Origin of the sequence: Pseudoalteromonas sp. Z9A6 (genome assembly GCF_011378805.1) — a bacterium.
GTDB classification, from domain to species: Bacteria; Pseudomonadota; Gammaproteobacteria; order Enterobacterales; family Alteromonadaceae; genus Pseudoalteromonas; species Pseudoalteromonas distincta.
In genome coordinates this window covers 1-8,264 of the sequence record NZ_WTKZ01000095.1, presented here as the reverse complement: position 1 = coordinate 8,264, position 8,264 = coordinate 1, and the positions used below count along the sequence as shown (strand labels likewise).

The window sequence follows — 8,264 nt, the reverse complement described above, 5'->3', positions numbered from 1 at the left end:
TGAAACACCAGTAGCAACTGAAGAGCCAGCTAAAGTTGAAACGCCAGTAGCCACTGAAGAGCCAGCTAAAGTTGAAACGCCAGTAGCAACTGAAGAGTCTGCTAAAGCTGAAACACCAGTAGTAACTGAAGAGCCTGCTAAAGTTGAAGCAAAAGTGAAAACTGAAAAATCAGCACCGCATGTTAAAACAGCGGTTACTCAAGGGTCAGCAAGTGCGCCAATGGCACAACCTACTCCTGTAGCTGATAGCGAAGTGAAACATACGTCTGTAGCAATGGCTCACGATAAACGTGAACTAGTTCCAGACAGTGGTTTACGTGCAGGTTCAATCAAACCTGCTGGTCGTGCAAGTTCTGCAATGACTAAAACAATGAGTGTTGATTAATAACTAACATTCATTTAAAAGCCCCGCTATTTAATAAATAGCGGGGCTTTTTTGTTTATATGATTTGAATAATTATTAAAGTTTCTTCACGCCCACAATAAGCGATTTATTCACAAAGAGGTAAAGAGACGCTGCGCTTTTAGAGGTAGTAAAAAGGCTAAGTCTTGTTAATAAAGCACGACTTGTGTTTTCTCATTTACTCCTCTTTCACTTCTCTATGTGAAATAAATATTTAAGGTTTTTTCCGATGCAACGAATTTATATACTGATACAAAAAAGCGCGATATAAATACCGCGCTCTTAAATCAGCTTTTTAACTTGTGAAATTTACTCGCTTTCACTTTCCATAAAACGTTGTAACTGATCTTTTAAGTTTGGTGGAATACCTTTAATTACAAGCGTGTCCGTTGCATCGTTGTAAGTTACGCGCTCGCCTAGGTGTTTACGTTCAAAGCTTACACTTACACCCCCACCAAGACCAGAGAACTTAACCATGCTGGTTACGGTTTTCTTATCAACAGGGAAAGTTTCTTCTAAGTCATAGCTTTGTTCTTTACAAAAACTATCAAACGGGCTGTCATCGCCTTTTGTAAGCGTTGCAGATAGCTCGCTTACGCTGGCATCTTCACCAGTTGTCACACAGTCATTACAGTAGTCAAAAACTTGTTTACGTAAATCGTCTTTTTCTGATTTATCAAATTGTTGCTCAGATAAATAATCCTCTACTGCGCTAAGCATTACTTGGCTTTGCTGTTTTGAATCAATACCCTCTTCACAACCTAAAAAGTCTAAGAAAAAGTCGGCAACTTTACGTCCAGCTCGCCCTTTGATAAATGAAATATAACGGTTGTCGTCAGCTTGTGTATCCCACGCTGTTAAATCGATACGAGCAGCAAGTTGCATGCGTGATATGTCTAAATGACGAGAAGCGGCTAAATCAAGCTCTGAGGTCATAGAATAATGCTCTTTGATGTTAATCATCGCAATTAGCATGTAATCAGTTGCAACGTACTGGTAATGACAAAATACTAAATAGCCTGTTTCACTAAATGCATATTTATCAAGCTCTTCTTTTAAAACCGTCGAGGCTTGCTCGGTCATATGCCAAAAGCCTAACTCATCATTACGGTAACTTTGCATTGCAGATGCTACAACACTGTTTTTGTCACCACTGAAAGCACAATAACCTTTACCAGGTTTACCATTGTATGCATGATGTAATTGTTCGATAAAAACGGCTACTTTATCGTTAATTACCATCTCATCATTTCGAAGGTGAATTTGCGTATCGTCGTCTTTTTTGTCTACATAGTGAACGACTAATTTTTTAACGTCTGTTGTCATCTTTGTTTTTCACGCCTCTAGTGTTAAAATACGAGAATATAACTATTTTATTGAACCAACTAATGCCAATCTTATCAAAATACTCTAATGAAGAAGTAGAACAAATCGTCGATCAGCTTATTGATGTGCTAACTAAACACAATGCGCCGGTTGATTTAAGTCTTATGTGTTTAGGAAATTCTATCACGCATATCTTAAAAGAGCATGTACCAACAGGGAAAAGACAAGCTGTAACCGAGAACTTTGCAAAAGCGCTCGCGCAGTCGGTTAAATAAAATTTATGAATTTATCGCAGCACAATCAATTTTCATCAAAAGCGAGTCAGCTGCTAAGTTGGGGGCATTGGTTTACCTTTGCCAATATCGGCTTAGCCCTGCTTATTAGCTTAAGCTATTTATTTGCAGACTCGCCACCTACAAGCTTTTTAGGCATTACCTATATGCTAGTTACTTGGCTAAGCCACACTAGTTTTATAGCCTTTTTAGCGTTTGTGCTGACGGTATTTCCGCTTAGTTTAGTATTCCCCTACCCACGACACATTCGCGGCATGGCCGCTGTTATAGCCACTGTAGGCGCATCATTGCTTACTCTTGATGCTTATGTGTATGTTAACTTAGGTTATCACCTGAGTATATCTGCCTTACCTGAAATAATTTCATTGTTGTGGCATCGTTTAACAAGCTCTCCTGCTTTAACAACCATTTTAGCCAGTGGTATTGTTGTTGTTATTTTAGGCTTTCAGCTACTTGTTAGTAATTACACATGGCACCACCTTGAGCGTTTAAAGCAATATAAATTTGCACGTTACGCAATTTCTTTTTTAATCGTGTGTTTTTCGCTTAGCCACAGTATTCATATTTGGGCTGACGCCAATTTAAACTTTGACGTAACAAAACAAGATAATGTTTTGCCACTTTCATACCCTACTACCGCTAAAAGCTTGTTAGCTAAAAATGATCTGCTAGATATAGAAAGCTACGAGCAAGCACACAACGTAAAAATTAATAACCAAAATATTAGTTATCAAATGCCAAGCCCGCTTGAAAAATGCGAGGACTACACACAAGCCAATGTAGATATATTTGTATTTGAAACTCAACAACAACTCGAAAAGTTTGTTGCCGAGAATAAAAACATGCACAAAACAGAGCAGTTTTTACAGCCAACAAATCATGACGATACGTTATTTAGCTTAGTGTATGGTTTACCCGCTTTTTATAAAGCAGCAATTTTAACCGAGCAGACACTCCCAGTTTGGCAAAGTCAGCGCCGTAGCATTGAAGTAACTGGCATTGAAGAACTAAGCTTTATTAATGATCAAGCACATAGCTCTAGTGCTATTCGAGTCATTAAAGCGAGCGATACCCCTACTGTTCGAGATGGTGAAACACAGGTTTTTGCTTTTAGTCTTGCCAATAACAAGCAAGAAGTAGTAACCACCTCAACTTTATACAGCTCTGACAAACGTATTTCTAAAGTAGATGGGCTAATTCAACCTAGCGACTTAATTGCAACAAGCGTTGGGCAATATTTAAATTGCAAAGCTATTGCCAAGCAAACAATGCTAGGCGTTAATTTATACAAGAAAAAAGATGATATGGGCGTTAACTACTCTCAGGGTGTTGTTATAGCCTATAAAAAAGATAGGATTACCTTAATAGATTCAGATGGTAACTTTAAAAACATTTCCGCCGCTGAAGGTTTTTCTATTGAACAAGGTTTAGATATACCATTTTTAGTACAGAGTATTAAAAAGCTCAAAACCTTTACCCAATAACAGTTATCCTAACCTAGCTTGATATACCACCAAGCTAGGTTATAGTTTTATATTGTTGTTAGATATAAAAACCAAGGATGACATGTATGTTTAAAACTTCTCGTTATATTCTCCATTCTAGCTTTTTACTTATCAGTTTTTTTAGCTTTAGCGATACCACTTACTACAAATGTGTAACAGAAAAAGGCACTGTCTTTTCTCAACTCCCCTGTGACGACGAAGCAACGACTTATAAAGTTAACACAACGGGTAATCAGTATTCTGGTCCTAAGGTTGACTACACTAAACAACTAAACGAACTTGAGCGTGAAAGGCTTCTGTCTGCCTTACAGGCAGAGCTTCGCAGTAATAACCATAAACTAACAATACTTGATCGTAATAAAGAGCGTGCTGAATACAAACAACAAGAGCGGTTAAATCATATCTTAGCCATTGATGATAAAAAGCGTATTACTAAAGACATTACTAAAAAACTAAAAATAATTAATAAAACATATAAGAAAAACGTATCGGCTGTTACTAAACAAATTAAAATTCTCGAAAAAAAGATAGCTCAACTCCAATAAATTACTCTTAGTTAGTAAGTAACATTTATCTTGGTTTTAAACTTAAAATAACATACCCTTAACACAATAGAGTATAAACTCTAGGGACTTTTAAGGAGTGCAAATGCAACCTCGCCATATTGCTGAATTAATTTTAACGGGTTTTAAAAGGCACTATCAGTTATTTCAAAAAACAACAGCCAAAGCCCCTCTTGCCTTTGCAAAAAAAGATTGGCAAGCAATTAATGATATCAGCCGTTTGCGTATCAGTTATTATGATGATCGTGTTAACGAAACCACGCAAGCGCTAAAAAAAGAAACCCCAACCGAACAACTCGATGAAAGCCTATGGCTTGAAGTTAAAAAGATATATCAGCATTTTTTATGTTTTCATCCCCAAGCAGAGCTCGCCGAAACTTTTTATAACTCTGTATTTTGCCGGCTGTACCATAGGCGCTATTTTCATAATGACTTTATATTTGTAGAAGCAACCTTAAAAGATGCTCCTTCAGTGCCTGTAGAAGCAGAATATAGAACATACTTTCCTGTAGTTGATGGCCTAAAACCAACAATAAAACGCATTATTAGCCATTTTGATTTTAAAGCCCCATTTGTAAATTTAGAGCGTGATATTCGCCTCCTTGTTAAAGCTTTTTATAAACAAGCCCCCGATACACATCACCAACCTTGGCAAATGCGCTTTGATATTTTACACACGCCTTTTTATCGAAATAAAGCAGCCTATATTGTTGGTCGTGTTGTTTCAAAAAGTGGGGTTCAGCCCTTTATAATCGCTGTATTACACGATGAAGATAACGGATTATATTTAGATGCACTTTTAACTAAGTCATCTCAAATGCGTGTTATTTTTGGCTTTGCCCGCGCTTATTTTATGGTAGAGACTCATGCACCTTCAGCACTTGTTCGGTTTTTAAATCAACTTATGCCAAACAAAACACTTGCTGAGCTCTATAACGCAGTGGGTTTTCATAAGCAGGGTAAAACTGAGTTTTACCGAGAGTTTTTAAATCATTTATCTCACTCTAGTGATGAGTTTACAATTGCACCGGGGACTCCCGGTATGGTGATGATGGTATTTACCCTCCCCTCATTTGGCTATGTTTTTAAAGTAATAAAAGACAAATTTGGTGAGAGTAAACCCTTTGGCCGTGATACCGTATTAAAACGCTATCAACTGGTAAAAAACCATGATCGCGTTGGCAGAATGGCCGATACCATAGAGTATTCTAACGTCGTATTTCCTTTAGCGCGTTTTGATAGTAATTTACTTGCGCAATTACATAAAACAATTGGCTCATCAATGATAATTGAGGGCGATTGGTTGATCATCAAGCATTTGTATATTGAACGGCGCATGACACCTCTTAACTTGTTTTTAGAAAATGCTGATGAAGAAAGTGTCGCCGACGCGATTGAAGAATATGGGCAAGCCCTAAAAGAAATGATTGCTGTTAATATATTCCCTGGTGATATGCTCTTAAAAAACTTTGGTGTAAGTAAGCACAAACGTATTATTTTTTACGATTACGATGAAGTTCAATATCTAACCGATATGAACTTTAGAGCATTACCAAAAGCAAAGAGCTATGACGACTATCTAATGGATGAACAAAGTTACTCTGTTGCACCACAGGACGTATTTCCTGAGCAACTTTGTACATTTGTAATGCCAAACCCTATGTATAAAAAGTTTTTACTCAGCACTCATCCTGAGCTTATAGATGTTAGCTTTTGGAAGCAGGCACAACAAAATATAAAAAATGGTCAGGTAAGTCATATTTACCCATACCCGACAGCACAGCGCTTTATTCACCACTGGTAAGCGCTAAAGGACACACACAATGAATATAAGTAAAATAGATTTAAATTTACTCGTTTACCTCGATACATTGCTTCGAGAATGCAACGTAACACGCGCTGCTAATCAATTGAGTATAACGCAACCTGCAATGAGTAATGGCCTTAAACGTCTTCGTAACTTATTTAACGACCCTATTTTAGTTCGTACCAGCGATGGTATGGTGCCTACCGAGCGTGCTTTGGAGTTACAACCCGTTATTCGTGGCATATTAATGACGCTTGAAGAAACTCTAGCTCCTAATCGAGAATTTGAGGCAAGCCAAAGTAAGCGTGTGTTTAGAATAATGGCCAGTGATTACGCTGCAAGTACATTAGCACCAAAGCTTTTAAGTAAATTGCACGAAGAAGCCCCCGATACTACTTTAGATATACTCACACCAAGTGATGTCACCTTTCATGATGTAGAAAACGGTAAAGTAGATATGGCAATCAACCGTTTTGAAAACTTACCTCAGTCTTTTCATCATAAACGTATTTGGAAAGATAGTTTTTGCTGCTTAGTAAAAGCCGATAATCCTATAATTGAAAACTTTAGCCTCGACAGCTATTTAAAAGCGCGCCATATATGGGTGAGTAAAACAGGTTTTGGTGTAGGTGTAGGCATGGACCCTAAAGATGTGCAAAAACTTGGCTGGGTTGACGAAGCACTTGCTCACTTTGGTAAGCATCGTAATATTGCCACTTTTACGCGTAACTACCATGTGGCAATTCATTTAGCTAAAGAGAAAAATTTGATTGCGACCCTTCCTTCAAAAGCCGCAAATATATATTTAGATGATCCGGGGCTTAAAATTTTAGAGCCACCATTTCCAATCCCTCCTTTTGAGCTTGATATGATTTGGAGCCCACTGTTACATCGCGATGCGAGTCACATTTGGTTACGTCAAAAAGTAGCTGAAGTAGCTGAAGAGCTAAAATAACTTTATTACACAATATAATGTAAAAATTGCTAGGTTAATTTTTTTCCTGTTAACTTAGCATCTTACTAAAATAAAATTAAACCAATAAAATCAAATAACTACATAACTATTGAAACGTGGAACATACATTGCTTTAATTAAATTGAACTATACATTCATTTAATTAAAGAGGTCATTATGAACACCCATCAAGGATCAGAAGTAAATCATATTACTGACATCATTCAAGTTATGAACAGCGGCATAGATTTTTATCAAAAGGCACAGGAAAAAGTTGAAGACCCTGCTATTGGTGCACTTTTTCAGCGTATGATAGATGCCCGAAAAGTGAGTGTTGAGCGCTTGCAGCCATATGCAATTAATGAAAAAGGCGAACGCGAAGATGGCTCATCTTTCGCAGTTGAAGCACGACGCGCATACACAGCCCTATTGACCACTTTTACCTCACACAACGACAACACGTATGTAAAAGAGCTTGAAGAGGTAGAAGATAAAACCCTTGAAGAAATTAAAGCAGCAATGGATAAACCGCAACCAGCTGACTGCGAAGCTGCACTGGCTAAAACATTATTAACAATGCAAAGCTGCCATGCAGAAATGAGCCGTATGCAAAAGCATTAAGCTTACATAGCGCATAACTAGAACCCAGCCTCGAGCTGGGTTTTTTATTGCCTCTAATACCAATCTACATATTTTTTTAAGCAATTTAACGAATTGAATTACATTATAACGATGCTAAATAGACCCATATTTAAGCAGAACGGTATAAACACCACCTTATTTCACCACATTTTAAATACATAATTAGTACAAATATTTAATGTTATTAGAATATTTATTTAACCACGCTTTATTTTTGCTGTGCTAATTTTGTTAATAGGTACCTAAAACCTTGCTGTGGCGCCGCAGCATTTAATTAAAAATAAGGTCCAATATGAAAAAACTAACCAAACTGCAAAATAATGCTGATGTAGATATGACCCCGATGTTAGACATAGTGTTCATATTACTAATTTTCTTTATTGTAACTACATCTTTTGTAAAACCTGTGGCTATTGAATTAAACCGACCACTCGACAGCCCTCAAATAGATAAGCCTGTTAAAAATGCTTTATTTAAAATTGATGAAAGTAACGGAGTATATTTTTCTGGGAGGTTAATTGATTTAGAGCAAGTTTCGACTAATTTAGCTATGTTCGCGGCTGAATATGAAATAAGTTCGGTACTTATAATCGCAGACGAAAACAGTACACATAATACTTTAATGAATGTAATGAATAATATTAAGCAATACGATGATTATCCAATAAGTTTGATTTCTAAATAAAATCAGCCCAAGCTAAAACCAAAAAAAGGGCCTTACGGCTAATGCCAGTCAGTTAAGCTGACTGGCATCTTTCTTTTTATGGGGA

General features: G+C 37.1%; 8 protein-coding genes and 1 pseudogene. 8 read left to right on the top strand and 1 reads right to left on the bottom strand.

Annotated features, from left to right (window positions below; translation table 11 throughout):
• Positions 1-385, top strand: a pseudogene (locus GQR53_RS19875) (ribonuclease E); the annotation flags it as partial.
• A gap of 327 nt (positions 386-712) precedes the next feature.
• Here GQR53_RS19875 and yejK read toward each other — a convergent pair.
• Complete coding sequence (gene yejK / locus GQR53_RS19870) at positions 713-1,729, bottom strand: nucleoid-associated protein YejK (protein WP_165745014.1); 1,017 nt, start codon at positions 1,727-1,729, stop codon at positions 713-715.
• A 62-nt stretch (positions 1,730-1,791) separates the two neighbouring features.
• On the opposite strand from yejK, the gene GQR53_RS19865 reads away from it, so the two are divergent.
• The 7 genes from GQR53_RS19865 (at position 1,792) to GQR53_RS19835 (ending at position 8,179) form a co-directional block, all read left to right on the top strand.
• Positions 1,792-2,004: a DUF1414 domain-containing protein gene (locus tag GQR53_RS19865; RefSeq protein ID WP_002961475.1), complete on the top strand. Its 213-nt coding sequence runs from the start codon at positions 1,792-1,794 to the stop codon at positions 2,002-2,004.
• Between the two features lie 5 nt (positions 2,005-2,009).
• Positions 2,010-3,506: a DUF3413 domain-containing protein gene (locus GQR53_RS19860; RefSeq protein ID WP_165745013.1), complete on the top strand. Its 1,497-nt coding sequence runs from the start codon at positions 2,010-2,012 to the stop codon at positions 3,504-3,506.
• 86 nt (positions 3,507-3,592) lie between these two features.
• Positions 3,593-4,072 carry a DUF4124 domain-containing protein gene (locus tag GQR53_RS19855; RefSeq protein WP_165745012.1) on the top strand — a complete coding sequence of 160 codons (480 nt, stop codon included), beginning with the start codon at positions 3,593-3,595 and terminating at the stop codon, positions 4,070-4,072.
• A gap of 103 nt (positions 4,073-4,175) precedes the next feature.
• The gene (aceK, locus tag GQR53_RS19850; protein ID WP_165745011.1) at positions 4,176-5,894 is read left to right on the top strand and encodes a bifunctional isocitrate dehydrogenase kinase/phosphatase; all 1,719 of its coding nucleotides are present in this window, start codon (positions 4,176-4,178) and stop codon (positions 5,892-5,894) included.
• A gap of 19 nt (positions 5,895-5,913) precedes the next feature.
• Complete coding sequence (locus tag GQR53_RS19845) at positions 5,914-6,852, top strand: LysR family transcriptional regulator (protein ID WP_002961484.1); 939 nt, start codon at positions 5,914-5,916, stop codon at positions 6,850-6,852.
• 177 nt (positions 6,853-7,029) lie between these two features.
• Entirely contained in the window at positions 7,030-7,473 is a 444-nt protein-coding gene (locus GQR53_RS19840; protein WP_165745010.1) for a PA2169 family four-helix-bundle protein, read from the top strand.
• A gap of 313 nt (positions 7,474-7,786) precedes the next feature.
• Positions 7,787-8,179, top strand: coding sequence for a biopolymer transporter ExbD (locus GQR53_RS19835; protein ID WP_165745009.1), 393 nt, complete (start codon positions 7,787-7,789; stop codon positions 8,177-8,179).
• Positions 8,180-8,264 lie beyond the last annotated feature (85 nt).

Coding starts and splice junctions, on each gene's coding strand:
- yejK (WP_165745014.1), bottom strand. CDS start 1,729: ATGACAACAGACGTTAAAAAATTAGTCGTTCACTATGTAGACAAAAAA.
- GQR53_RS19865 (WP_002961475.1), top strand. CDS start 1,792: ATGCCAATCTTATCAAAATACTCTAATGAAGAAGTAGAACAAATCGTC.
- GQR53_RS19860 (WP_165745013.1), top strand. CDS start 2,010: ATGAATTTATCGCAGCACAATCAATTTTCATCAAAAGCGAGTCAGCTG.
- GQR53_RS19855 (WP_165745012.1), top strand. CDS start 3,593: ATGTTTAAAACTTCTCGTTATATTCTCCATTCTAGCTTTTTACTTATC.
- aceK (WP_165745011.1), top strand. CDS start 4,176: ATGCAACCTCGCCATATTGCTGAATTAATTTTAACGGGTTTTAAAAGG.
- GQR53_RS19845 (WP_002961484.1), top strand. CDS start 5,914: ATGAATATAAGTAAAATAGATTTAAATTTACTCGTTTACCTCGATACA.
- GQR53_RS19840 (WP_165745010.1), top strand. CDS start 7,030: ATGAACACCCATCAAGGATCAGAAGTAAATCATATTACTGACATCATT.
- GQR53_RS19835 (WP_165745009.1), top strand. CDS start 7,787: ATGAAAAAACTAACCAAACTGCAAAATAATGCTGATGTAGATATGACC.